Annotated in this window: 28 protein-coding genes and 1 tRNA gene; 11 read left to right on the top strand and 18 right to left on the bottom strand. The window is 66.7% G+C overall.

The features are described from left to right. The first annotated feature begins 123 nt into the window (after positions 1-123). Positions 124-1317, top strand: coding sequence for an O-succinylhomoserine sulfhydrylase (gene metZ, locus AC3WLC_RS00505; RefSeq protein ID WP_493681995.1), 1194 nt, complete (start codon positions 124-126; stop codon positions 1315-1317). 67 nt (positions 1318-1384) lie between these two features. Next, positions 1385-1750 (top strand): hypothetical protein, encoded by a 366-nt coding sequence (locus AC3WLC_RS00500; RefSeq protein ID WP_493681994.1) that lies wholly within the window; start codon positions 1385-1387, stop codon positions 1748-1750. 122 nt (positions 1751-1872) lie between these two features. Here AC3WLC_RS00500 and AC3WLC_RS00495 read toward each other — a convergent pair whose 3' ends face one another. The 8 genes from AC3WLC_RS00495 to AC3WLC_RS00460 form a co-directional block, all read right to left on the bottom strand. Next, the gene (locus AC3WLC_RS00495; protein WP_493681993.1) at positions 1873-2118 is read right to left on the bottom strand and encodes a DUF2188 domain-containing protein; all 246 of its coding nucleotides are present in this window, start codon (positions 2116-2118) and stop codon (positions 1873-1875) included. Positions 2119-2223: 105 nt separating this feature from the next. Next, positions 2224-3057 (bottom strand): enoyl-ACP reductase FabI, encoded by an 834-nt coding sequence (fabI, locus tag AC3WLC_RS00490; RefSeq protein ID WP_493681992.1) that lies wholly within the window; start codon positions 3055-3057, stop codon positions 2224-2226. A 29-nt stretch (positions 3058-3086) separates the two neighbouring features. After that, positions 3087-3497 carry a type II toxin-antitoxin system VapC family toxin gene (locus AC3WLC_RS00485; RefSeq protein ID WP_493681991.1) on the bottom strand — a complete coding sequence of 137 codons (411 nt, stop codon included), beginning with the start codon at positions 3495-3497 and terminating at the stop codon, positions 3087-3089. Beyond that, the gene (locus AC3WLC_RS00480; protein WP_493681990.1) at positions 3494-3736 is read right to left on the bottom strand and encodes a type II toxin-antitoxin system VapB family antitoxin; all 243 of its coding nucleotides are present in this window, start codon (positions 3734-3736) and stop codon (positions 3494-3496) included. The genes AC3WLC_RS00485 and AC3WLC_RS00480 overlap by 4 nt, the downstream gene beginning before the upstream one ends. A gap of 48 nt (positions 3737-3784) precedes the next feature. Beyond that, positions 3785-4078, bottom strand: a complete 294-nt coding sequence (locus AC3WLC_RS00475; RefSeq protein WP_493681989.1) for a DUF3303 domain-containing protein — start codon at positions 4076-4078, stop codon at positions 3785-3787. Between the two features lie 120 nt (positions 4079-4198). Further along, a complete protein-coding gene (gene fabB, locus AC3WLC_RS00470) occupies positions 4199-5425 on the bottom strand; it encodes a beta-ketoacyl-ACP synthase I (protein WP_493681988.1) in 1227 nt (408 codons plus the stop codon). A 119-nt stretch (positions 5426-5544) separates the two neighbouring features. After that, positions 5545-6057 (bottom strand): 3-hydroxyacyl-[acyl-carrier-protein] dehydratase FabA, encoded by a 513-nt coding sequence (gene fabA, locus AC3WLC_RS00465; RefSeq protein ID WP_326874342.1) that lies wholly within the window; start codon positions 6055-6057, stop codon positions 5545-5547. 117 nt (positions 6058-6174) lie between these two features. After that, positions 6175-6816, bottom strand: coding sequence for a LysE family translocator (locus AC3WLC_RS00460; RefSeq protein ID WP_493681987.1), 642 nt, complete (start codon positions 6814-6816; stop codon positions 6175-6177). A 139-nt stretch (positions 6817-6955) separates the two neighbouring features. Here AC3WLC_RS00460 and irrA point away from each other — a divergent pair, with 139 nt between their 5' ends. Continuing rightward, positions 6956-7435, top strand: coding sequence for an iron response transcriptional regulator IrrA (irrA, locus tag AC3WLC_RS00455; protein ID WP_291677982.1), 480 nt, complete (start codon positions 6956-6958; stop codon positions 7433-7435). Between the two features lie 30 nt (positions 7436-7465). Here the strand turns inward: irrA and AC3WLC_RS00450 are convergent, their stop codons facing one another. Continuing rightward, the gene (locus AC3WLC_RS00450; RefSeq protein ID WP_493681986.1) at positions 7466-8002 is read right to left on the bottom strand and encodes an SH3 domain-containing protein; all 537 of its coding nucleotides are present in this window, start codon (positions 8000-8002) and stop codon (positions 7466-7468) included. Positions 8003-8243: 241 nt separating this feature from the next. On the opposite strand from AC3WLC_RS00450, the gene AC3WLC_RS00445 reads away from it, so the two are divergent. Next, positions 8244-9239: a 2-hydroxyacid dehydrogenase gene (locus AC3WLC_RS00445; protein WP_092155441.1), complete on the top strand. Its 996-nt coding sequence runs from the start codon at positions 8244-8246 to the stop codon at positions 9237-9239. Positions 9240-9293: 54 nt separating this feature from the next. Here AC3WLC_RS00445 and AC3WLC_RS00440 read toward each other — a convergent pair whose 3' ends face one another. Continuing rightward, positions 9294-9680: a winged helix-turn-helix transcriptional regulator gene (locus AC3WLC_RS00440; RefSeq protein ID WP_493681985.1), complete on the bottom strand. Its 387-nt coding sequence runs from the start codon at positions 9678-9680 to the stop codon at positions 9294-9296. A 102-nt stretch (positions 9681-9782) separates the two neighbouring features. Here AC3WLC_RS00440 and AC3WLC_RS00435 point away from each other — a divergent pair, with 102 nt between their 5' ends. After that, entirely contained in the window at positions 9783-10772 is a 990-nt protein-coding gene (locus AC3WLC_RS00435) for a quinone oxidoreductase family protein (protein ID WP_493681984.1), read from the top strand. A 6-nt stretch (positions 10773-10778) separates the two neighbouring features. On the opposite strand, the gene AC3WLC_RS00430 is transcribed toward AC3WLC_RS00435, so the two are convergent. Continuing rightward, positions 10779-11780 (bottom strand): complex I NDUFA9 subunit family protein, encoded by a 1002-nt coding sequence (locus AC3WLC_RS00430; protein ID WP_493681983.1) that lies wholly within the window; start codon positions 11778-11780, stop codon positions 10779-10781. A 181-nt stretch (positions 11781-11961) separates the two neighbouring features. Here AC3WLC_RS00430 and AC3WLC_RS00425 point away from each other — a divergent pair. After that, positions 11962-12048, top strand: a tRNA-Leu gene (locus tag AC3WLC_RS00425). Between the two features lie 253 nt (positions 12049-12301). Here AC3WLC_RS00425 and hpaR read toward each other — a convergent pair. Further along, a complete protein-coding gene (gene hpaR, locus AC3WLC_RS00420; protein WP_493683107.1) occupies positions 12302-12733 on the bottom strand; it encodes a homoprotocatechuate degradation operon regulator HpaR in 432 nt (143 codons plus the stop codon). A gap of 199 nt (positions 12734-12932) precedes the next feature. Here hpaR and AC3WLC_RS00415 point away from each other — a divergent pair, with 199 nt between their 5' ends. Genes AC3WLC_RS00415 through hpaD form a run of 3 tightly spaced genes read left to right on the top strand, consistent with a single transcriptional unit; the run spans position 12933 to position 15889 of the window. Continuing rightward, a complete protein-coding gene (locus AC3WLC_RS00415; protein WP_493681982.1) occupies positions 12933-13328 on the top strand; it encodes a 5-carboxymethyl-2-hydroxymuconate isomerase in 396 nt (131 codons plus the stop codon). Further along, positions 13325-14863, top strand: a complete 1539-nt coding sequence (hpaE, locus tag AC3WLC_RS00410; RefSeq protein WP_493681981.1) for a 5-carboxymethyl-2-hydroxymuconate semialdehyde dehydrogenase — start codon at positions 13325-13327, stop codon at positions 14861-14863. The genes AC3WLC_RS00415 and hpaE overlap by 4 nt, the downstream gene beginning before the upstream one ends. 45 nt (positions 14864-14908) lie before the next feature. Continuing rightward, entirely contained in the window at positions 14909-15889 is a 981-nt protein-coding gene (gene hpaD / locus AC3WLC_RS00405) for a 3,4-dihydroxyphenylacetate 2,3-dioxygenase (RefSeq protein ID WP_493681980.1), read from the top strand. Between the two features lie 186 nt (positions 15890-16075). Here the strand turns inward: hpaD and AC3WLC_RS00400 are convergent, their stop codons facing one another. From AC3WLC_RS00400 to AC3WLC_RS00375, 6 genes are all read right to left on the bottom strand, one after another. After that, a complete protein-coding gene (locus AC3WLC_RS00400) occupies positions 16076-17521 on the bottom strand; it encodes a GntP family permease (RefSeq protein WP_493681979.1) in 1446 nt (481 codons plus the stop codon). Between the two features lie 61 nt (positions 17522-17582). After that, positions 17583-18626 (bottom strand): urea transporter, encoded by a 1044-nt coding sequence (locus AC3WLC_RS00395; protein ID WP_493681978.1) that lies wholly within the window; start codon positions 18624-18626, stop codon positions 17583-17585. A 137-nt stretch (positions 18627-18763) separates the two neighbouring features. After that, positions 18764-20467, bottom strand: coding sequence for an urease subunit alpha (ureC, locus tag AC3WLC_RS00390; RefSeq protein ID WP_493681977.1), 1704 nt, complete (start codon positions 20465-20467; stop codon positions 18764-18766). Between the two features lies 1 nt (position 20468). Next, complete coding sequence (locus AC3WLC_RS00385; RefSeq protein WP_346360369.1) at positions 20469-20780, bottom strand: urease subunit beta; 312 nt, start codon at positions 20778-20780, stop codon at positions 20469-20471. A gap of 9 nt (positions 20781-20789) precedes the next feature. Beyond that, positions 20790-21092 (bottom strand): urease subunit gamma, encoded by a 303-nt coding sequence (gene ureA, locus AC3WLC_RS00380; RefSeq protein ID WP_493681976.1) that lies wholly within the window; start codon positions 21090-21092, stop codon positions 20790-20792. A 31-nt stretch (positions 21093-21123) separates the two neighbouring features. Then, a complete protein-coding gene (locus tag AC3WLC_RS00375; protein WP_493681975.1) occupies positions 21124-22023 on the bottom strand; it encodes an urease accessory protein UreD in 900 nt (299 codons plus the stop codon). Between the two features lie 337 nt (positions 22024-22360). On the opposite strand from AC3WLC_RS00375, the gene AC3WLC_RS00370 reads away from it, so the two are divergent. Both AC3WLC_RS00370 and ureG read left to right on the top strand, forming a co-directional pair. Next, positions 22361-22945 carry an urease accessory protein UreE gene (locus tag AC3WLC_RS00370; protein ID WP_493681974.1) on the top strand — a complete coding sequence of 195 codons (585 nt, stop codon included), beginning with the start codon at positions 22361-22363 and terminating at the stop codon, positions 22943-22945. 59 nt (positions 22946-23004) lie between these two features. Then, positions 23005-23655 (top strand): urease accessory protein UreG, encoded by a 651-nt coding sequence (gene ureG / locus AC3WLC_RS00365; protein WP_493681973.1) that lies wholly within the window; start codon positions 23005-23007, stop codon positions 23653-23655. Positions 23656-23657: the final 2 nt, after the last annotated feature.

Below are 23657 nucleotides of genomic sequence, written 5' to 3'. Positions count from 1 at the left end.
ACTTTGGGGGACGCCGGGCACCAGTTCGGCGTTCCCCATGCAGAAAATTCGTTCGGCTTTACGAACGCTGATGACAGTGATATTCCCTCCGTCCGTTATACCGAACGAACCGGACGAGATATCATGGCGAACGACGCGACCGGCGCGGCAGCGCTGCATCCCGAAACCCTGCTCGTCCATGCCGGCACGCTGCGCTCGCAATATGGCGAGACCTCGGAAGCGCTGTTCCTGACGCAAGGCCATGTCTATGACAGCGCCGAGCAGGCCGAGGGCCGCTTCCTCAACACCGATCCCGGCTTCCAGTATGGGCGCCTTTCCAATCCCACCGTCGCCATGCTGGAGCAGCGCATGGCCGCCTTCGAGGGCGCCGAGGCTTGCCGTGCCACCGCGACCGGCATGGCCGCCGTCACCGCGGCGGTGATGGCTCCGGTGCGCGCCGGCGACCATGTCGTCGCCGCGCGTGCTTTGTTCGGCTCCTGTCGATACGTCGTCGAGGACCACCTGCCGCGCTATGGCGTCGAGTCGACCCTGGTCGACGGCACCGACCTTGCCGCCTGGCGGGCCGCGATCAGGCCGAACACCAAGCTCTTCTTCCTCGAGAGCCCGGCCAATCCGACGCTGGAGGTGATCGATATCGCCACCGTCGCCGCGATCGCCAAGGAGGCCGGCGTTCTCCTCGTGGTCGACAATGTCTTCGCGACACCACTGTTCCAGCGTCCGCTCGAACTGGGCGCCGATCTCGTCGTCTATTCCGCCACCAAGCACATCGACGGCCAGGGCCGCTGCTTGGGCGGGCTCATCCTTGGCTCGAAGGCGCTGATCGAGGCCGATATCCAGACCTATCTGCGCCAGACCGGCCCGGCTTTGTCGCCTTTCAACGCCTGGGTGATGCTGAAGTCGTTGGAGACGCTGCCCTTGCGCGTCCGCCAGCAGGCGCAGAACGCGACGGCGGTCGCCGCCTGGCTCAAGGGCCGCAAGGACCTGCCGCATGTCGCCTTCATCGGCGATCCCGACCATCCGCAGGCCGAGATCATCGCCAGGCAGATGAGCGGTCCCTCGACGCTGATCGCCTTCGAGGTCGCAGGCGGCAAGGATGCGGCCTACCGCTTCCTCAACCGGCTCAGGCTGATCCGCATCTCCAACAATCTCGGCGACGCCAAGAGCCTGATCGTGCATCCCGCGACGACGACGCACCAGCGCTTCACGCCGGAGGTTCGCGCCAGCATGGGCGTCGGCGACGGGCTGGTCCGCCTCTCGATCGGGCTGGAGCATCCCGACGACCTGATCGCCGACCTGAAACAGGCGCTCGACGGCTGATCGCGGCCGCCGGGATTGAACCCGGCAGGCCCATCCGCGTTGAACCTCGGCAACAACCGAGGTTCACATGCTCAGCAAGATCGCCTGCGCCACCGCTCTGCTTGCCTCTCTCGCGGCTCCCGCCCTCGCCCAGAACGCCGCGCCGGCTTCCCCGGCGCCAGTCGAGAAGCCGTCCTCGCCGGAACTTTCCGCCTGCAAGGCGACCGCGATGGCGGCGCTCACCGCCCGCGAGCCGGAGATCAAGGACATCTATATCGACGAGGACGGGCTGACGATCGCCGTGGCGGAGACCAAGGTCGAGGATACCCCGGTCACCCGCATCATCATGGGCGAAGCGTATCTGAAGACCGACAAATCCGACAAACCGCGCCGCTTCCTCTGCCTGCTCGGCGAGAAGGGCAAGGTGCTGCTGACCTTCTTCACGCAGAGATAAGCGACCATGCGCGCGTCATGCTCGGGCTCGACCCGAGCATCTCAGGCAGGATGAGGCTCCAGCCAGCACCTTCGTGTCAGGAGATTCTCGGATCAGCGCTTCGCGCCGCCCGAGAATGGCACTCACTCGCCGTCGACAATCCGGGTGTTCGGTCGGTCACGGCCATCGGCCAGCTCTTCGTGCCAGTCGCCCTTGGCGTCCTGGTAGACGATGCCGTCGGTGACGCCCGGCCGCTTCTGGCGGGCAGCCGCCTTGTTGGCCGCCTTGAGCGCAGCGTCGTGCGAACGGAAAGTTTCCGAAAGCGCGTCGCCGACCTTGTAGGCCCAGCCGCCATCGTGCTGGACGATCTCGTATTTCACCGTGACCATGAGCGTCCTCCATGGCTCACTGGTCGAACCGGCAGCATGCGCCCCAGGTTCCACCGAAGCGGAGGATAGCCTCGCCTTGCAGGCGGCGAAAGAGCCCTTGAGGGTTCAGTCGCCGTTGCCGGTGTCCGCAGCGCGCAGGCCTTCCAGCACCGGCATCGAGGTGATGTGGTAGCCGGCATCGATATGATGGACCTCGCCGGTCACCCCGCCCGACAGGTCGGAGAGGTAATACAGCGCCGAGCCGCCGATCTCGTCCAGCGTCACAGATTTGCGCAAGGGCGAGTTGGCGCGCTGCCAGGAATACATGGCGCGCGCATCCGAGATGCCGGCTCCGGCGAGCGTGCGCACCGGCCCGGGCGAGAGCGCGTTCACCCGGATGCCCTTGGGACCGTAATCGGCGGCGAGATAGCGCATGCTCGCCTCCAGCGCCGCCTTGGCGACCCCCATGACATTGTAGTTCGGCATGACGCGGTTCGAGCCGCTATAGGTCAGCGTGATCATGCTGCCGCCGTTCGGCATGCGCGCGGCGGCGCGCTTGGCGGCTTCCGTGAAGGAGAAGCAGGAGATCACCATCGTCCGCGAGAAATTCTCGCGGGTGGTGTCGGCATAGAGCCCCTTGAGCTCGTTCTTGTCGGAGAAGCCGATGGCATGGATCAGGAAATCGAGCGTGTTGCGCTCGGGATCGCCGCCCCAGGCCTCGTCGATCGCGGCGAAGGCGGCATCGACCGTCGTGACGTCCTCGACATCGCAGGGGATCACCAGCTTCGAGCCGATGCTCTCGGCCAGCGGCTTGACCCGCTTGCCGAGCGCCTCGCCCTGATAGGTGAAGGCCATCTCGGCGCCATGCGCATGCAGTGTGCGGGCAATGCCCCAGGCGATCGAATTCTGGTTGGCGACGCCCATGACGAGGCCGCGCTTGTTGTGCATCAGGGGGAGCATGCTCGGACAATCCGTCTAACGGTCGAAATTCAGGAAGCGGCGAGGGCGGAACGGAGATCGGTTTGGCTGAAATCCTGCCCTTTGAACAGGATGCGGGCGTTGTGAGCGACCGCACAAGCGTAAGCGAAGCAATCGCCCATGTTGAGCGCCGCCGGATGGCGTCCTTTGCCGAAGCGGTCGAAGGCGGACACGGCAATATCACCCTGGCTCTCGTCGATCGGCGCGACGGCGATGGACATCCGGCTCAAGGTGAGATGGATCGCGTCCTTGGCCGCAGCCGCAGGAATGGCATTGACCCGGGCGATCGCCAGCGACGCTTCGTAGATCGCCAGAGCCGAGGTTATCGCGGAATCGCCCCCGTCGAGGGTACCTGCGAGGGCGGCCGCGTCAGGCTCGCCCAGAATCATGGCAATGATCGCCGAGGCGTCGACATAGATCATTCGTCGCCCGACAGCCAATCGAAGAACGCCTTGTCGGCCTTCAGGCCGGTCTTTGGATAAGCGGCGACGCGCTCCTGAATGTCCCGAATGCGCTCGATCATCGGCCGCTTGTCCTCCTCGAGCTTGGCAAGCTCGCTTTCGACGGCCTCGCGCACCGCCTCGGTCATGCTTACGCCCTTGCGGGCCGCAAGTTGCCGCACGGCCCTGTCGGTTCTCGGATCGCGGATGTGGAACGCCATCGGGATGCTCCGTCTAGACGAGGCATATAATCGTCTAGACGACAGCTGTCACGTCAGATGCTTCCGTACGGCCTCGGCAGTGTCCTTCGAGCTCGCCAGCGGCACGATCTCGAAGCGGGCGAGATCGCCCCAGGCCAGTACCCATTCCTGCAGCTTGGTGACGTCGTCGCACTGCATCACCTGGAAGCAGCGGGAAAAATCCGCCGAGATCCAGCTGTCGATATAGGTGAGGCCTTCGGGCATCATCCGGCCATGCTTGTGGTAGCGGGTGTAGATCTCCTTCACCCGCGCCTGGTCGAAATGCTCGATCACCATGAAGAGCATGGCGGAGAGACCTTCCAAGAATCCGCCAGCGCGAGTCGGCTGGCGTGGTTGCCGAGAACCGGAGCGGAGCGGACTTTTGGTCCGTGAGCACCGGAAGCGCAGGCGACCGCGTTAGACGGCCACGCTGGTAGAATTCTCTCAGGCTTCGAGGCGCTTCATCACGATGGTGGCGTTGGTGCCGCCAAAGCCGAAGGAGTTCGAGAGCACGCAGCCAAGCCCGGCATTGTCGATGCGCTTGCGCACGATCGGCATGTCGGCGAAGGCCGGGTCGAGCTCCTCGATATGGGCGCTCTCGCAGACGAAGTCGTTGTTGAGCATCAGCAGCGAGTAGATCGCCTCCTGCACGCCGGTGGCGCCCAGCGAATGGCCGGTCAGCGACTTGGTCGCCGAGATCGGTGGGCTCTTCTCACCGGCGCCGAAGACCTCGCGGATCGCCTCGATCTCCTTGGCGTCACCGACCGGGGTCGAGGTGCCGTGCGGATTGATGTAGTCGATCTTGGCCTTCACGCCGTCGAGCGCCATGCGCATGCAGCGCACCGCGCCCTCGCCGGAAGGGGCGACCATGTCGTAGCCGTCCGAGGTCGCGCCATAGCCGACGATCTCGCCATAGATGCGGGCCCCGCGGGCCTTGGCGTGCTCCAGTTCCTCCAGCACGACGACGCCGGCACCGCCGGCGATGACGAAGCCGTCGCGCTTCGCGTCATAGGCACGCGAGGCGACAGCAGGCGTCTCGTTGAAGTTGGAGGACATCGCGCCCATGCCGTCGAACAGCACGGAGAGCGTCCAGTCGAGCTCCTCGCAGCCGCCGGCGAAGATCACGTCCTGCTTGCCCCACTGGATCAGCTCATAGGCGTTGCCGATGCAGTGGTTCGAGGTCGCGCAGGCCGAGGAGATCGAATAGTTGACGCCCTTGATCTTGAACCATGTGGCAAGCGTCGCCGAGGCGGTCGAGGACATGCCCTTGGGCACGGCGAAGGGGCCAACCTTCTTGGACGAACCGCTCTCGCGCGCCTTGTCATAGGCGTCGATCAGCGCCCGGGTCGAAGGGCCGCCCGAGCCCATGACGATGCCGGTGCGCTCATGGCTGATCTCTTTCTCCTCGAGCCCCGCGTCGCGGATCGCCTGCTCCATCGCGACTTGGTTCCAGGCCGAGCCGCCGCCATGAAAGCGCATGGCGCGGCGGTCGAGCACGGTCGAAGGATCGAGCGTGGGCACGCCAGCGACGCGGCTGCGGAAGCCATGCTCGGCGAAGTCCTGAGCGAAGGAGATGCCGGACTTGGCCTCGCGCAACGAGGCCAGCACTTCCTGCGTATTGTTGCCGATGGACGAGACGATGCCCATCCCGGTGACCACAACGCGTCTCATGCTGCTTCTCCGGCTCTTTGGTGACGGGCCGGGAGGCCAACCCCGGACCTGTAAATAGATCGCCTACCGCGCAAATGGACCGCGCGGCCGGCGAAGGCAAGGCATCGGGCTGATTTTGCTCAGGCCGCTTCGGGCTTGAACAGGCCGACGCGCATATCGGTCGTGGTATAGATACGCTTCCCGTCGGCTTCGAGCCAGCCATCGGCGATCCCGAGGACGAGCTTGGACTTGAAGACGCGCTTGAAATCGACGCCATAGACGACGTGCTTGACCGTGGGCAGCACCTGGTCGGCGAACTTGACCTCGCCGACGCCGAGCGCCCGGCCACGGCCGGGCAGGCCGAGCCAGCCCAGGAAGAAGCCGGTGAGCTGCCAGAGCGCATCGAGGCCGAGGCAGCCCGGCATCACCGGATCGCCCTTGAAATGGCAATCGAAGAACCAGAGGTCCGGCCGGACGTCGAGCTCGGCGCGTACCATGCCCTTGCCATGCTCGCCGCCGGTCTCGCTGATCTCGGCGATGCGGTCGAACATCAGCATCGGCGGCAGCGGCAGCTGCGCATTGCCTGGCCCGAAGAGTTCGCCGCGCCCGCAAGCGAGGATCTCCTCGTAGCTGAATGACGATTGCCGCTCCATATCCGACTTCACTCCATTCCGGCCGCCCATGATCCGGCAGCCAACTCCCGATGCAACGTGCCTAACACGGTGTCGCTGCGGAACGGAAGGGCGCAAGGTCGGCTGGGCCGTGGATGATCAGCCGGCAAGCCCCCGCCAGCCCTGGACGAGCGTCACAGCGGCAACGACGATCAACAGCACGCCGACCGCGCGCCCAAGGGCAGCCTCGGCCCGGGGATGGCCGGCGAGGGCACCGCGTCCGCCGCCCGCGGCGACGGCCATCCCACCATAGACGCCGAACTGTGTCACGGCGATGATCGCGCCGAGGATCGCCGCCTGCAGCCAGATCCCACCGACCTCCGGCTTGAGGAACTGCGGGAACACGGCGAACATGAACAGATAGGCCTTGGGGTTGAGCAGGCAGGTCAGCATGCCCTGCCGGAACGCCACGGCCGGGACGCGTGATCGCGTGACAGGGATCGCTCCGAGCGAAGCGCCGCTGCGCAGCAGGCAAAGCCCGATCCAGGCAATGTAGAGCGCGCCGGCGAACAGCAGCAGGTTGAACAGGGCCGAAAACAGCTTCAGCACGGCACCGACACCGAGCGCCCCGACCACGACATGCACGACGCCGCCGGCGACGACACCGGCCGTGGCATAGAGTCCCAGCCGGCGTCCGCCCGCCAGTGCATTGGCGAGCACGAAGGCCATGTCCATGCCGGGCACGATGATGATGCCGAAGACGAAGCAGAAGAACAGCCAGAGCAGGGCGGCGTCGGGCATGGGCGGCTCCTGGAGCAAGGCCCGTTTCCTGCCAAGATCAGCTGCCGAACCCTGTCAGCAGCGCCCCTATGCTTGCGGCCAGGTAGCCAAGGCCTTACATCGAATCTAAACGATGGTGTCCCGATGCTGGGACGATCTCATGGAGTCGACGCGCGGCATGGACGGCCAGACGCAGGAGCAGGGCTACGGAGCGGACGCACGGCAGGGCTGCCCCTTCCACGATGTGCGCCAGAAGCTGCGCCGGGTCGGCCTGCGGCCGACGCGCCAGCGCGTCTCGCTCGGTTGGCTGCTTTTTGCCAAGGGCGACCGGCACATTAGCGCCGAGATGCTCTATGAGGAGGCGATGAAGGCGCGCGTGCCGGTCTCGCTCGCGACGGTCTACAATACGCTGCATCAGTTCACGCAAGCAGGCCTGCTGCGCGAGCTCGCGATCGACGGCGCCAAGACCTTCTTCGACACCGACAACAGCGACCATCACCATTTCGTGGTCGATGGCGAGGACAAGGTGATCGACATCCCTGCCTCGGCGGTCGACGTCGCCGAATTGCCGCCGCCGCCCGATGGCTACGAGATCAGCCGGGTCGACGTCGTCGTCAGGCTGCGCAAGGTCGGCGGCTGAGGCGTCCTCGCAGCAAGCGACGCTTGCACGCTACTGCACGGTCTCGTTGGGATAGACGCCCCAGAGCCGGTCCTGCTTGATATAGCCCGACATCTTGCTGACCGTGACGCGGCACCAGGCGTTCTGGCAGGACTGCACATTGGCGATGACGCCGGGCTCCAGCGTCGCCACCACCGAAGCGCCTTCATTGGCGCTCTCGCGCAGCGAGAAGGACTCGCTCTTGTTCTTCGACCAGGGCGAGACCAGCACGGTGCGCCGCCCCGACAGCAGGCTGTGCAGCACCCAGCCCTCGGTGCCATCGGCATCGCGCACCCGGCGCCAGGTCTCGAATTCGGCGGTGATCTCGACCGGCAGGCCGGCGCGCTGGAACACCCAGCTGGTGCGATGCTCCTTCGACGGCCCCTCGCGCAGATTGACCCGGTCCGACTTCAGGCTGACATAGCGCGGCAGCGGCAGGCCCGAGACCGGACCGTTGGCGACCTCCTGGGCCGAACCCGGCATCGCCAGCAGGGTCAGCCCCGTCGCAAACATAAGGCCGAGCGCAACGCGCATCGTCTGAACCGTCATCCCACCACTCCTCGCCTGCCCCGCTTTCGGCGCACTCGCACCGAAGGGTCAGGTTGTGTTCCGCCGCAACGCTGCTAGAGAACGAAACGGCTGCCGCCCGTCGAAACGGCCCGACTCAATTCCTGATGCGCCTCGGTTAATGGGGGGTTGAGGCGGAATGGCGACGCTGCGGCCACTGGTCACGCCTATCGGGCGCTGTACCGGCAATATCGGAGCCTGAGGGGACTTCAAGGAGCCGCCCATGTCGAAGAAAAAGCCCCTGGTCGTGGTCACGCGCAAGCTGCCGGCCGTGGTCGAGACGCGGATGCGCGAGCTCTTCGACGCCAGGCTCAATCTCGACGACACCCCGATGAGCCAGGCCGCCCTGGTCGAGGCGATGAAGACCGCCGACGTGCTGGTCCCGACCGTGACCGACAAGATCGATGCCGGGTTGATCGCCCAGGCCGGCGAGCAACTGCGCCTGATCGCCAATTTCGGTAACGGCGTCGACAATATCGACGTCGCCAGCGCGGTGCAGCGCGGCATCACCGTGACCAACACGCCGGGCGTGCTGACCGACGACACCGCCGACATGACGATGGCGCTGATCCTCGCCGTTGCCCGGCGCATCGCCGAAGGCGCCCGCATCATCACCGACGACGAATGGGCCGGCTGGTCGCCGAACTGGATGCTCGGCCGCCGCATTACCGGCAAGCGCCTCGGCATCGTCGGCATGGGCCGCATCGGCCAGGCCCTGGCCAGGCGCGCCGCCGCCTTCGGCCTGTCGATCCACTATCACAACCGCCGCCGGCTCGATTCGCGCATCGAGGAAGCGCTCGACGCGACCTACTGGGATTCGCTCGACCAGATGCTGGCGCGCATGGACGTCGTCTCGGTCAACTGCCCGCATACGCCGGCGACCTACCACCTGCTCTCGGCCCGCCGGCTCAAGCTGATGAAGCCCGACGCCATCCTGGTGAACACGGCCCGAGGCGAGATCGTCGACGAATCGGCGCTGTCGCGCATGCTGGAAGCCGGCGAGCTCGCCGGCGCCGGGCTCGACGTGTTCGAGCACGAGCCGGCGGTCAATCCGCGCCTGCTCAAGCTCGCCCGCCAGCATCGCGTCGTCGTGCTGCCGCATATGGGCTCAGCCACGCATGAAGGCCGCGCCGACATGGGCGAGAAGGTCATCGTCAACATCAAGACCTTCATGGACGGGCACAAGCCGCCGGATCGTGTCCTGCCCAGCATGCTCTGAGACGTCGACCGGGCGGCCGCCTGATACGCGTTTCGGCTCCCCGCCATATCTCGCTCACGCCGCTTCGGACCGCGCTCCGGGGCGATAGCGGCATTCCGACAGGGTATCGAGCTCGCCAAGGTCGGCGGCGTGCCGGCGCCCCCAGTCGCACAGCGTCGCGATCACCGGGGCGAGGCTCTGGCCGAGCGGCGTCGCCGCATAGTCGACGCGCGCCGGCACCTGCGCGAAGACCTCGCGGCTGACGAGCCCGTGCTCCTCCATCTCGCGCAATTGCTGGATCAGCACCTTCTGGGTGATCGGCGGAATGCGCTTCTGCAGCTCGGACAGGCGCTTGGGGCCGTCGAAGAGCTGATAGAGGATCACGGCCTTCCAGCGGCCGGAGATCACCTTGAGCGCCCGCTCGACGGGCAGCATCGGCAGGCGCTTCATCGGGTCGGCCATGCTCACCTCTTGGTCTGCAGCGAACAAATCGGTGTGTAGCCACCGGCCGGCATCCTAGCCGAGAACGCAGCCCACGCTCATCCCCTTCGCGTGAGGCCTGTCATGAAAGCCATCCAGTACAGCCGCTTCGGTGGCCCAGACGTGCTCGAGGTCGTCGAGATCGCCGCGCCTTCGCCCCGTCCCGGCGAGGTGCTGATCGCGGTCGGTGCCATCGGCGTCAACTTCTTCGAGGTGATGATGCGGCAGGACCGTTATGCCGTGACGCCGTCCCTGCCCTTCATTCCCGGCGTCGAGATCGCCGGCACGGTCGCCGCGCTCGGCGACGGCGTCACCGGCTTCTCGGTCGGCGACCGTGTCGCTGCCGCGCTCTACGTCGCCGGCGTGCAGAGCGGCGGCTATGCCGAACAGGTCGCGATCCGCGCCGATGTCGTCGTGCGCCTGCCGGACGAGATCTCCTTTGCGGCCGCCACGGCGCTGCAGGTCCAGGGCCTGACCGCTCTGCACCTGCTGCGCAGCCACCCGGCGGCAGAGAAGACTGTCTTGATCAGCGCCGCGGCCGGCGGTGTCGGCAGCCTGCTGGTCCAACTGGCCAAGCGCGGCGGCGCGAAGCGGATCATCGCCATGGCGAGCTCGGCCGAGAAACTGGCACTGGCGCAGAAGCTCGGCGCCGATGCCGCCGTCGACTATACGCAGCGCGATTGGCCCGAGCAGGTCCGCGCTCTGACCGACGGTGCGGGTCCCGATCTGGTTTTCGATGCCTCCGGCGGCGACATCCCGGCGCAATGCCTCGCGCTGCTGGCGCCGTTCGGCCGGCTCGTGCTCTACGGCCCGCTCTCGCTCGCCGACTTCCGGCCGGATGCCGAGGCACTGAAGACCCTGATCTTCGGCAACCGGACGATCGCCGGCTTCTCGCTGCTGCCGCATCTGGCGCCCGAACGCCTCGCAGGCGAGTTCGGCGAGCTGTTCAGGCTCGCAATCTCTGGCGAGCTCAGGCTGCTACCCGGCGAGAGTTTTCCACTGGAGCAGGCGAGCGCCGCCCATGCGGCGCTGGAAAGCCGGCGCACGGCCGGCAAGCTGGTGCTGGTGCCCTGAAGTCGCTCAGCTGGCGCGGGCGGTGGCGAACTGGCCGGCCTTGCGGAAGCGCCAGAGATAGCCGGGCACCTCGGCCTCGGCCGAGATCGGGGTGATGCCGAGGCCGTGCAAGGTGCGGCCTTCCTTTTCTGCCGTCGACGAGACGACATTATCGCTCCCGAGCAGGTTGACCTGGTCGCGCGTCAGGATGAGCTCGTTCGGCAGGAGGCCAAGCGTCAGCATGTCGGCGAGTTCGAGGACCTGGCCCTGCAGGCGGGCGAGCCCGAAGGGCATCGGCGCGATCAGGCGCTTGCGGCCGGTGACCTCGCAGACATAGTCGACCAGTTCGCGCAGCGTCTTCACCTCGGGGCCGCCGAGCTCATAGACCTTGCCGGCCTCGACCTTGCCGTCGACGGCGCGCGCGATCGCCTCGGCGACATCGCCGACGAAGACCGGCTGGAACCTGGTCTCGGCCCCGGCGAGCGGCAGCACCGGCAGCATGCGCACCAGCGAGGCGAAGCGGTTGAAGAAGGTGTCCTCCGGCCCGAACATCACCGAGGGGCGCAGCACGATCGCCTGCTTGACTAGGGCATGGGCCGCCGCCTCGCCCTCGGCCTTGCTGCGGGCATAAGCGGATGTCGATTCGGCGTCGGCACCGAGCGCCGAGACCTGGATCAGCCGGTCGACGCCGAAATTGGCGCAGGCCTGCGCCACGGTACGCGCGCCCTGCGCCTGCACAGAGGAGAAATTCTGCCGGCCCTTCTCGCGCATGATGCCGACGAGGTTGATCACCGCATCGGCGCCCTTGACGGCGGCCGCGACCGAATCGGGATAGCGCAGATTGGCCTGGACCGCGGTGACCTGGCCGACGATGCCGAGCGGCTGCAGGAAGCCGGCGAGGTCCGGGCGGCGCACGGCGGCGCGCACGCGATAGCCGCGCCGCGCCAGCGCCCGCACGACATGGCGCCCCAGGAAGCCTGAGCCGCCGAAGACCGTGACGAGTTGCGAAGCGGGAGGCAGGACCGTCATGGCGACGCGAAGCTCCGTTTGGAAGCGCTGAAAACTGGCTCTATTGTGCCTGTCCTAGTGCATAGCAGCGCGGCTGTGAAGGCGGTGAGACGCCGCCCGCAGCGCGGCCGACACGCTATTGTCAAAAAGCCGGCTTCGCCCGTTGACAGGCGCGTTCGGCCCCCGTAAACGAACCGCCGTTGCCCAGGTGGCGGAATTGGTAGACGCACCAGCTTCAGGTGCTGGCGCTCGCAAGGGCGTGGAGGTTCGAGTCCTCTCCTGGGCACCATATTTTCTCGAGGGTTCTACCAAGCCCTTGAGACGGAAGGTGTTTCCTTCCGCATTTGAATGACCTGCCGGCCGCCCGGTGTAGCCGGGCGGCGCAGGTCGTCTTGGGCTGCATTGCCCTGGTAGGCGCTCCGATCCAGCTTTCTCCAGCTTCCCGCCGACGCCTCCAATGGCCGCGCGCTAAGTCGCCGACGCGCGCCGGCGCAGGGTACCCCAGCCCCATAGACAGGTATCATGTACCGTCGCAGCCCCCGTCAATCGGCTGGCGCGTCCGGCCCGTCATTGCCGATGCCGGCCATGGCCTCCTCGAGCTCGGCGAGCAGGTCCTGCAGCTGGCCGAGCCTGTCCTCGCCGAAGCGCTGGCTGATCTCGCGATAGATCGCTTCCGATACCGGCGTGACAGTGTCGATCAGCTCGGTACCGGAGGGGCTGAGCGAGATCATCCAACGGCGCAGATCAGCCGGATCGGGCTCGCGCAGGATCAGGCCGCGCTGGTCGAGATCGACGAGGATCCGCGACAGGCTGGGGCCGAGCAGGAAGGTCGCCCGCGCCAGCTCCGCCACCTCCATCTGCGGCTTGGTGCTGAGTGCGCGCAGCACGCGCCATTGCTGCTCGGTGACGCCGAATTCGCGCAGCGACTTGCGGAAATGCCGCATCACCGATTCGCGCGCCCGCAGCAGCGACATCGGCAGCGACTTGGAGAAATGGCGCAGCCTTAGCCGGGTCGCGGCCGGGCTGGAGGCGCCTATCGTCTTGTTGTCGGTCAAGCGTGAGATCCGTCGGGAATCGGCCGCACCCTAACGATGGTCGCAGGCAAACGCGAGCGAAGGCGCTTGCGACGATAAATTTAACATGTTATCTAATTCGGGCATTGGGAGGTGCGACTTGCCCCATATCGTCATCGAATACTCCGCCAATCTGGAGGACGAGCTCGCCCCGATGCGGCTGGTCGAGGCGTTGCACGCCGCCGCGCTGGAGACCGGCGTCTTCCCGCTGGCCGGCCTCAGGACCCGCGCCGAGCGGCGGGAACTCTATCGGATCGCCGATGGCGACCCCGATCACATCTTCATCGCCGTGACCGTGCGGATCGGCGAGGGGCGCGACGCCGAGACCCGCCGCGGCGTCGCGCAGGCGCTGATGGCGGTGCTGGAGCGCGAGACCGCCGAGATCACCCAGCGCCGGGGCCTGGCGCTCAGCCTCGACGTCTCCGAGATCGACGGAACCGCGTCGCTGAAGACCAACAATCTGCACCAGCGCCTGAAAGCGAGGGCGAAGCCATGACCGCGACCGACACCAAGCTCACCGCCAACCTCGCAAAGGCGAGCCAGGCGATGGCGCGCTTCACGAGCGGGACCGTGCCGCATCTGATCGCAGGCGAGGCCGTTCTCTCGGCCTCCGGCGCGACCTTCGAGACACTCGATCCGACCACCAACGAGCGCCAGGCCGTCGTGGCCGCCGGCGACGGGGCCGAGATCGACCGTGCCGCCACCGCGGCACGCAAGGCGTTCCCCGCCTGGAAGAACGCCTCCGGCGCCAAGCGCCGCGCCGTGTTGCACGCGATCGCCGATGCGATCGAGGCGCGGGCAGAGGAGATCGCTTTGGTCGAGAGCAGCGACAGCGGCCAGGCGATCCGCTTCATGGCGAAGGCGGCGCTGCGCGGGGCGGAGAATTTCCGCTTCTATGCCGACCGCGCGCCGGAGGCCGGCAACGGCCTGTCGCTGCCGGATGAGGGCCACATCAACTACACGCTGCGCCAGCCGATCGGCCCCGTGGGCGTGATCACGCCCTGGAACACGCCGTTCATGCTCTCGACCTGGAAGATCGCGCCGGCGCTCGCCGCCGGCTGCACGGTCGTCCACAAGCCGGCCGAATGGTCGCCGCTCTCGGCCATGCTGCTCGGCGAAATCATGGACGAGACCATCCGCAAGCACGGCTTCCCGGCCGGCGTGGTCAATGTCGTCCACGGGCTCGGCGAGAGCGCCGGCAAGGCGCTGACCGAGCATCCGTGGATCAAGGCGGTCGCCTTCGTCGGCGAGACCACGACCGGCCAACACATCATGCGCCAGGGGGCAGAGACGCTGAAGCGCGTCCATTTCGAGCTCGGCGGCAAGAACCCGGTGATCGTGTTCGAGGATGCCGATCTCGATCGCGCCCTCGATGCGGTGCTGTTCATGATCTACTCGCTCAATGGCGAGCGCTGCACCTCGTCCTCGCGTGCGCTCGTCCAGCGCTCGATCTACGACGCCTTCTCCGCCAAGGTCGCCGAGCGGGTGAAGCGCCTGCGTGTCGGCCATCCGCTCGATCCGGCGACCGAGATCGGGCCGCTGATCCATCCGCGCCATGCGCAGAAGGTGCTATCCTATCCCGCTCTGGCGAAGGGAGAGGGTGCCCGCATCGCCTGCGGCGGCGGTCGCGCGCTCGACGGCGCCGGCAACTATGTCGAGCCGACGCTCTATCTTGATGCCGGCAACAACATGCGGATCGCCCAGGAGGAGATCTTCGGGCCGGTCCTGACCATGATCCCGTTCGAGGACGAGGCAGAGGCGATCGCGATCGCCAATGACGTCCAGTACGGGCTCGCCGGCTATATCTGGACCCGCGATGTCGGCCGCGCTCATCGCGTCGCACGCGATCTCGAAGCCGGGATGATCTGGGTCAATTCGGAGAATGTCCGCCATTTGCCGACTCCGTTCGGCGGGGTGAAGTCATCCGGCATCGGCCGCGATGGCGGCGACTATTCCTTCGACTTCTACATGGAGACGAAGAACGTCGCCGTGGCTTTCGATACCCACCAAGTGCCGCGGCTGGGGGTCTGACGTCGCGGCCAAAGAAGACAACAAGAACGATACTGAGGAGGAACCATGCCCGTCCCGTCCAGCGTCCTCAATCCGCCCTTCCACGTCGTGCGCCTGAACCATGTCGTGCTGACGGTGCGGGACCTCGCCGCCGCCAAGGCGTTCTGGGGCGACACGCTCGGCCTGCAGCTGACGCAGGAGACGCCGAAACGGCTCTATTTCCGGGCGATGGAAGAGCGCGGCCATCACTGCATCGTGCTGGAGAAGGGGGCCGAGCCCAGCGCCCGCCATCTCGGCTTCAAGGTCTTCTCGGAGGAGGATCTCGACAAGGCGCAGCATTTCTTCCGTGCCAAGGGCCTGAAGGCGGAGTTCGTCGAAGAGCCCTATCAGGGGCGGACCCTGCGCACCGTCGATCCGCTCGGCGTACCCCTGGAATTCTACTTCCGCATGGACAAGCTGCCGTCGGTTCACCAGAAATATGCGCTCTACAAGGGCGTGAAACCCCTGCGTATCGACCATTTCAACTGCTTCTCGGACGATGTCGACGCTTCCGTGGCGTTCTACAACGAGATCGGCTTCCGGGTGACCGAATACACCGAGAACGAGGACCGGAGCCGGCTTTGGGCCGCCTGGATGCATCGCAAGGGTGGTGTCCACGACATGGCCTTCACCCATGGCGTCGGGCCGCGCCTGCACCATGTCGCCTTCTGGGTGCCGACGCCGCTCAACATCATCGACCTGCTCGATCTGATGGCGACCACCGGCTATGTCGGCAATATCGAGCGCGGCCCGGGTCGCCACGGCATCTCCAACGCCTTCTTCCTCTATGTCCGCGATCCCGACGGCCATCGCATCGAGATCTATTGCTCGGACTACCAGACGATCGATCCCGATCACGAGCCGATCCGCTGGGACCTGCGCGATCCGCAGCGCCAGACGCTGTGGGGGGCCCCCGCGCCGAAGAGCTGGTTCGAGGAAGGCACCGTCTTCGAAGGCACGCCGCTGCGCCAGCCGGCCTATGCCGCCTCCCCGATCATCGCCGCCTGAGCCGTCTCGGACGCTGGGACGATCCGGCGTCCTGCCGTCGGCCGCAGCGACCGGCAGGCCAAGGCTGCGCGGCCGGGCCGGAGGCGTCGACGCTGCCTGCTCCCCCTGGGCGCGCGCGCTCGCGCCTGGATCATTGATACTGCATCGGTTTCCTCAAAGCCGGGCGCCGCTTTCCGGACCGATGCTCTAGAACGATCCGACGACCGATCCCAGGAAGAGGACGGCGAGCAGCGAGATGATCACGCCGACGATCACCGTCATGACCATGTCCTTGTAGCTCTCGGCATGGGTGAGCTTGCTGATCTGCAGGAGCATCAGCACGGTGCCGTTATGCGGCAGCGCGTCGAGCGTGCCCGCGCTGATCACGGTGATGCGATGCATCAGCGCGGGATCGACGCCATAGGTCGCCGCGAGCTTGAGGAAGTGCTCGCCGAGCGCCGCCAGCGCGATCGCCGAGCCGCCCGAGGCCGTGCCGGTCAGGGCCGCCAGCGCGTTCATCGCGACCGTCAGCGAGATCAGCGGCCCGCCCGGGAGCCCGATGACCGCGTCCCGAACGAGGTTGAATGCCGGTAGGGCAGCGACGATCGCCCCGAAGCCGACGAGGCTGGCGATCGTCAGCATCGGCAGCGCAGCGGAGTTCGCGCCTGCATCGAGGCTTTCGCGGATATTGGGCATCCGCCGGAAGTTCACCGCGATCACCGTCAGGTTTGCCGCCGCCAGCGCCAGCATCACCGACCAGACGCCGCCGACGGTATTGATCGAGGTGCTGCCCCACGCCGGCTCGGTCAGGAAGGCGAAATCAAGCCGCGGAAGCACCACCAGCGCCATCAGAAAGTTCACCACGATGACGACGGCGAGCGGCAGCGCCGCCAGGGCAACCGGCGGGCGCCCATCCGCCCGCTGGCCATGATCGAGCTCGGCAGGATCGAATTCGCCGGCCACGGTCGCCTTCTCGCGCAGCTTCTCGTCGATCGGAGCCGGAACCGCGGCAACCGCCCCGAAGCCCTCGCCCGCGGCCCGCGCCGCCGCTTCCGCCCGCGCAAGCCACCACAGGCCGAAGACCAGGGTGATCAGCGAGGCGATGATGCCGATGCCGGGGGCGGCGAAGGTGGTCGTCCCGAAATACGGCATCGGGATCGCATTGTTGACCGAAGGCGACCCGGGCAAAGCCGTCATGGTGAAGGTGAATGCGCCGAGGCCGATCGTGGCCGGCATCAGGCGGCGCGGAATGTCGGCGGCCTGGAACATCTGCTGCGCCATCGGCACCAGCACGAAGAAGGCGACGAAGACGCTGACGCCGCCATAGGTGACGATGGCGGAGGCCAGCACGACGGAGAGGATGGTCCGCTTGGTGCCGAGGCGCTTGGTCAGATAATCGGCGATCGCGGCGATCGAACCGCTGTCGTCCATCAGCTTCCCGAACAGGCCGCCGAGCAGGAAGATCGGGAACCATTGCGCCACGAAACGGCCGGCGCTCGGCATGAAGGTCTGCGTCCAATGCGCCAGGATCGGCTCGCCGGCGAGGATGGCCGCGGCGAGGCCCGCGATCGGGGCGACCATCAGGATGCTCCACCCGCGATAGGCAAGCCACATCAGCAGCGCCAGAGCGACAAGGATTCCAATCAGTCCCACGGCGAAAACTCCATCTTCGAAAGCATGCGCGCCGGATCGAGGGCGCGGTCGAAACGCGTGTTCAGGCGGCGGCCGCCGCCGAGGCCAAGAGATGGCGCCGCCGGTTGTCCTCCGGCGTCGTCGCCTGCGCCGGCGGGACCGGCACCAGGGCCTTGAAACCGTGCGCCCCGATCAGCATCAGCCAGGTCACGAGCACGAAGGTCGAGGTCAGCACCGGCATGCCGATCGGCTTCAGGAAGATCGCGACGGAGGCCCAGAGCCAGGTCGTCACCACGATGCCGAAGAGCGTGTAGAGAAAGCTGCGCCAGGTCAGGACGAGGAAGAAGCCACCCAGCGCCATCGCCGTGAGGGCGGCGTTGTAGCCGAAGAGACCGTCGCGGATCGCCCCTTCCGGCCCGCCGAAGACCGCGGCGACCGCCGCCGCGAGCCCCGCCCCGAGCAAGGCCATCACGGCGCTGACCCGGGAGTTCACTGCGATGCCGAGCAGGATCAGGTAGCCCGCGATCCAGTTGTCCTGGAAGAAGATCTGCCCGATCGCATTGCCGACGCCCATGTACCAGGTCGGCAGGATGTAGGCGGCAGCCCCGGCGTACTGGTCCGGCGAGACCGGCTTCGCCAGGGGACCTGCCTCGATATTGGCGAATTTCAGCACCGCGAACAGGAACAGCCAGCCCACCAGGACGAAGGGCATGGTCAGCGCCGCGACCTTGTAGGGCTGGAGCAAGGTGCCGAGCGCCGAGAAGACGACGCTGGTCATGGCGGCGGCGAAGACGATGTAGACGAACATCGCCGGCGACGGCACCGCGCCGGTCCGGAAATTCGCGCTGGTGAAGGCGACGAGCGCGAGCCCGACGAGAGCACCGTTGAAGCCGAACAGGCCGTCGGCGATCAGCCCGTCATCGGCATCGAGGGCCCGCGCGGTCAAGGTCGCGACGACCGCCCCGAGCAGGCAGATCACGCCATAGATCCAGGAGTTGAAGAAGAGCGCGCCGAGGATGATCAGCCCGGAGACCGGGTTGTTCTGGAAGACGACCTGCCCGATGCCGCGCAGGACATGGATCGCGAAGGCCGCGCCGGCGTTCCCCTCAAGCTGTCTCGTATCCATGCGAGCGCCCCTTGGACGGCAGGTCCGGCGCATGCCGGTCCGATCGAGCTTCATCGCCCTGCGGGCGTGCGGTCGATCCCGGAGCTGCGCTCCAGGACCGATTGTGGTCGCGGCGAGTCCCCCCTGCCGCCCCTCCCTCAGAACAGGAAGTAGCGCTGCGCCATCGGCAGCGAGGTCGCGGGCTCGCAGGTGATCAGCTCGCCGTCGATGCGGACCTGATAATTCTGCGGATCGACCTCGATCTTCGGCGTCAGCGTGTTGTGGATCATGTCCTTCTTGCGGACGCCGCGGGTGCCCTTCACCGCCACCAGCCGCTTCTGCAGGTGCAGCTTGTCGCCGATCCGGTCGTCGAAGGCCGCCTGCGAGACGAAGGTCACCCCGGTCCTGCCGCGGGCGCGCCCGAGCACACCGTACATCGGCCGGTAGTGGACCGGCTGCGGCGTCGAGATCGAGGCGTTCGGGTCACCCATCGGCGCGATCGCGATCATGCCGCCCATCATCACCAGCGACGGCTTGACGCCGAAGAAGGCCGGCTTCCAGAGCACGAGATCGGCGCGCTTGCCGACCTCGACGGAGCCGATCTCATGGGCAAAGCCATGGGTGATCGCCGGGTTGATCGTGTATTTGGCGACATAGCGCTTGCAGCGGAAATTGTCGTTGCGCGCGCTGTCCTCCGGCAGCGGCCCGCGCTGCACCTTCATCTTGTGCGCCGTCTGCCAGCAGCGCAGCGTCGTCTCGCCGATGCGGCCCATCGCCTGCGAGTCCGACGACATCATCGAGAAGGCGCCGAGATCGTGCAGGATGTCCTCTGCCGCGATCGTCTCCTTGCGGATGCGCGATTCGGCGAAGGCGACGTCCTCGGGAATCTCGGGGCTGAGGTGATGGCACACCATCAGCATGTCGAGATGCTCGTCGATCGTGTTGATCGTGTAGGGACGGGTCGGGTTGGTCGAGGAGGGCAGGATGTTCTCCTGGCCGGCCGCGGTGATGATGTCGGGCGCATGGCCGCCGCCCGCGCCTTCCGTGTGGAAGGAGTGGATGGCGCGCCCCTTCATCGCCGCGAAGGTGTCGGCGACGAAGCCGCTCTCGTTCAGCGTGTCCGAATGCAGCGCGACCTGGATGTCCATCTCGTCGGCGACGGACAGGCAATTGTCGATCGCCGCCGGGGTCGTGCCCCAGTCCTCGTGCAGCTTGAGGCCGATGACGCCGGCCCGAACCTGCTCGCGCAGCGGCTCGGGCAGGCTGGCATTGCCCTTGCCGAGCAGGCCGACATTGATCGGCAGCTCCTCGATCGCCTCGAGCATGCGGTGGATGTACCAGGGGCCGGGCGTCACGGTGGTGGCGAGGGTGCCAACCGAAGGGCCGGTGCCGCCGCCGACCAGCGTCGTCGTGCCACTGGCGAGCGCCTCCTCGGCCTGCTGCGGCGCGATGAAGTGGATATGCGTGTCGATGCCGCCCGCGGTCAGGATCCTGCCCTCGCCGGCGATGACGTCGGTGCCCGGGCCGATGACGATGTCGACGCCGGGCTGGATGTCGGGATTGCCGGCCTTGCCGATCGCGGCGATGCGCCCGTCCTTGACCCCGACATCGGCCTTCACGATGCCCCAGTGGTCGAGGATCACCACATTGGTGATGACGAGGTCGGCGACCTCGGCGGCGTTGCGCTGGCCCTGGCCCATGCCGTCGCGGATGACCTTGCCGCCGCCGAAGGTGACCTCCTCACCATAGACGGTGCGGTCTTCCTCGATCTCGATCAGCAATTCGGTGTCGGCGAGGCGGATGCGGTCGCCTTTGGTCGGCCCATAGAGGGACGCGTAGTTCTCGCGGGTGATGCGCGCCATCTCAGCCTCCCAGCTTTCCCATGACCTTGGCGTTGAAGCCGTAGACCACCCTGTCGCCACCCAGCGCGACCAGCTCGACCGTGCGCGACTGGCCCGGCTCGAAGCGGACGGCGGTGCCGGCCGGAATGTTCAGCCGGAAGCCCTTGGTCTTCTCGCGGTCGAAATGCAGCGCCGTGTTGGTCTCGTAGAAATGATAATGCGAACCGACCTGGATCGGCCGGTCGCCGGAGTTGGCGACGTCGATAGACCGCGTCTCACGGCCGGCGTTGAGGTCGATGCTGCCGTCCTCGATGAAGAACTCGCCCGGGATCATGACGCTGCCTCACGGAATGGGGTTGTGGACGGTGACCAGCTTGGTCCCGTCCGGGAAGGTGGCCTCGACCTGCACGTCGTGGATCATCTCCGGGACGCCATCCATGACGTCGTCGCGCGTCAGCAGCGTCGCGCCGAAGGACATCAGCTCCGCCACGGTGCGCCCATCGCGCGCGCCTTCCAGGATCGCTGCCGACAGATAGGCGACAGCCTCCGGGTAGTTCAGCTTGACCCCTCGGGCTTTGCGCCTCTCCGCCAGCAGGGCTGCGGTAAAGAGCAGAAGCTTGTCTTTCTCACGCGGAAGCAGCTCCATCGCCTTCCCCCTCCTTCGCAGTTCGTCTTGTTCAGGTTGCCCAGATGCGCGGCCTGTCGGCGGCCTTGCCCTGGCCCAGGCTCCGAAGCACGTTCCATGCCCGCACGAACAGCGCCTTGCCGTCCCCGACCCGCGGCCCGAGATAGCGGCAGACCACGGCCTCCTCGAGCTGGCTGACCGAGAAGACGCCGTCGCCGGCAGCGCCGATCGCGGCGCGCACCTGCTCCGCCGCATCGTCGCCGACCGCGCCGGCATAGATCATCGTTCCCCAGGTCGGCTGGCCCGCCAGGGCGAAGGCGGCCTGCATCAGGGGCGAATCGCCCTGCAGCTCCAGGCGTTCGAACCAGACCGGCCTGCCGTCGCGCACGATCTCGATGCGCTGGCTCAGCCGCCCCGTCTCGAACCGCTCGCCGGCGGCCGGGCGGCCGAGGCAGAGGAAGTCCCAGCCGACATAGGTGGCGTCGGAGGCGAGCGACACTTTGGTCTCGATCCGCGCATCGGCCCCGTCGAAGACGATGGTTTCCTGCGGCAGGTATTCGCAGACCGCGCCAGCACCGACCGTGACAGCAGCCGATTGCGCACCGGCGCCGTGCTCGCTGCGATAGAATTTCGTCGCGCCGGGGGTCGTCAGCAGCGCGCGCGCTCCGGCGTCGAGGTGGAAACGCAGATCAAGCCGGTCACCACCTGCCACCCCGCCCGGCGGGTGCAGCAGGTAGACATGGCAAGTCCCATCCTTCTCCGGATGAAACGGCCGCTGCACGACGAGCGGACCGAGATGGCGGCGGCGGACGAGACGGGTCTTGCCGGCGCTCAGCGCGAACCACAGCTCCAGCTCGGCGGGCCATGAACTCGGCTGCGCCGCATAGCGAGCGCGCGCCAGTGAACTTGACTGGGCGGCTTGCGAAGGCGGAATGGGCACGATTGCGTTCATGGGCCGCTCTTCAGTCAAGGCACTTCAAATCAACGCCGATCCAGCCCGGAACGCGGGCCGATTCCCTAGCATGCGCCCGGCAAAGCAGCAAACAGAAAGCTGTTCTGGAGAGTCGCAAGACCATGGCTGTGCCATGCGTCCCAGAAACTATACAATTTATCTCAAACCCTAGCGCGATAATTGTGCTCGATGCCTAAACAATGTCCAGGCGGATACTGGTAGGACAGTGGCGTTTGCGCTAACGCTCGATCCTCTTTCATTGTGAGAGCTTGACTGGACGTCTCCATCGGGCTCGTCACAAGGTGGATGAGCCGACCTTGTCCGAAACGGGTGCACCATGTTGAAAGCGATAGCCGTCAGGCGCAAGACGGACGCCTCCTTGCCCCAGCAGCCGGTGCTCGGCCGCGCCGTCCTCCAGCATGACGAGCGCCATCTGCGCCGGCGCATGATCGAAACCGTCGACGGCGGCAAGGTTCTGATCGATCTCCCCGAGACGGTGGTTCTGGCGGCCGGCGACGCCCTGGCGATCGAAGGCGGCGGCGTGGTCGAGATCGCTGCCGCCGACGAGCCGCTCTACGCGATCAGGGCCAGGGATTCGCTGCATCTCGCCGAGCTCGCCTGGCATATCGGCAACCGCCATCTCGCCGCCGCCATCGCGACCGACCGCATCCTGATCCTGCGCGACCATGTCATCAAGGCGATGCTCGAAGGGCTCGGCGCCGAGGTCGAGGACATCGTCGCAGCCTTCGACCCGGTGCGCGGCGCCTATTCCGGCCACGGCCACAGCCACGCGCATGACCATGGACACAGCCATGACCACGCCCATTCGCACGATCACGGGCACCACCATCACGATCACGAGCATTCGCATCATCACGGGCATTCCCATGGCGACGGGAAGCACGATCACCATCATGGCTGAATCCCGCGCGGGAAGCCTGTAGGCTATCGGCCATATCCATCGTTCGAGGCTCTGCGCTCATGATCTCCAAGAACGGCCCCCTCCGCGTCGGCATCGGCGGCCCCGTCGGCTCGGGCAAGACGATGCTCGCGGAGAAATTGTGCAAGGCGTTGCGGGACGACTACTCCATCGCCGTTGTCACCAACGACATCTACACCAAGGAAGACGCGATGGTCCTGGTGCGCCGGCAGGCGCTGCCGGAGGATCGCATCGTCGGCGTCGAGACCGGCGGCTGCCCGCATACGGCGATCCGCGAGGACGCCTCGATCAACCTGCAGGCCATCGCCGAGCTCAACCGGCGCATTCCCGACCTCGACATCGTCTTCATCGAATCCGGCGGCGACAACCTGGCGGCAACCTTCTCGCCCGACCTTGCCGACCTCACGCTCTATGTCATCTCCGTCTGCCAGGGTGAGGAAATCCCTCGCAAGGGCGGGCCGGGCATCACCCGCTCCGACTTCCTCGTCATCAACAAGAGCGACCTCGCCCCTTACGTGAACGCCGATCTCGACGTGATGCGTAACGATGCGGCGCGGATGCGCGGAACCCGCCCCTTCGGCTTCACCGACCTGACGCGCGGCAAGGGCCTCGACACCATCGTCGAGTTCATCGTCGCGCATGGGGGCTTGCGGGCCGAGCCCGTGAAAGAGGCCGCCCCGGCCGAGGCCTGAGA

This window comes from Allobosea sp. GW821-FHT03A12 (assembly GCF_058986765.1).
This window is presented reverse-complemented; position numbering and strand designations above follow the sequence as displayed.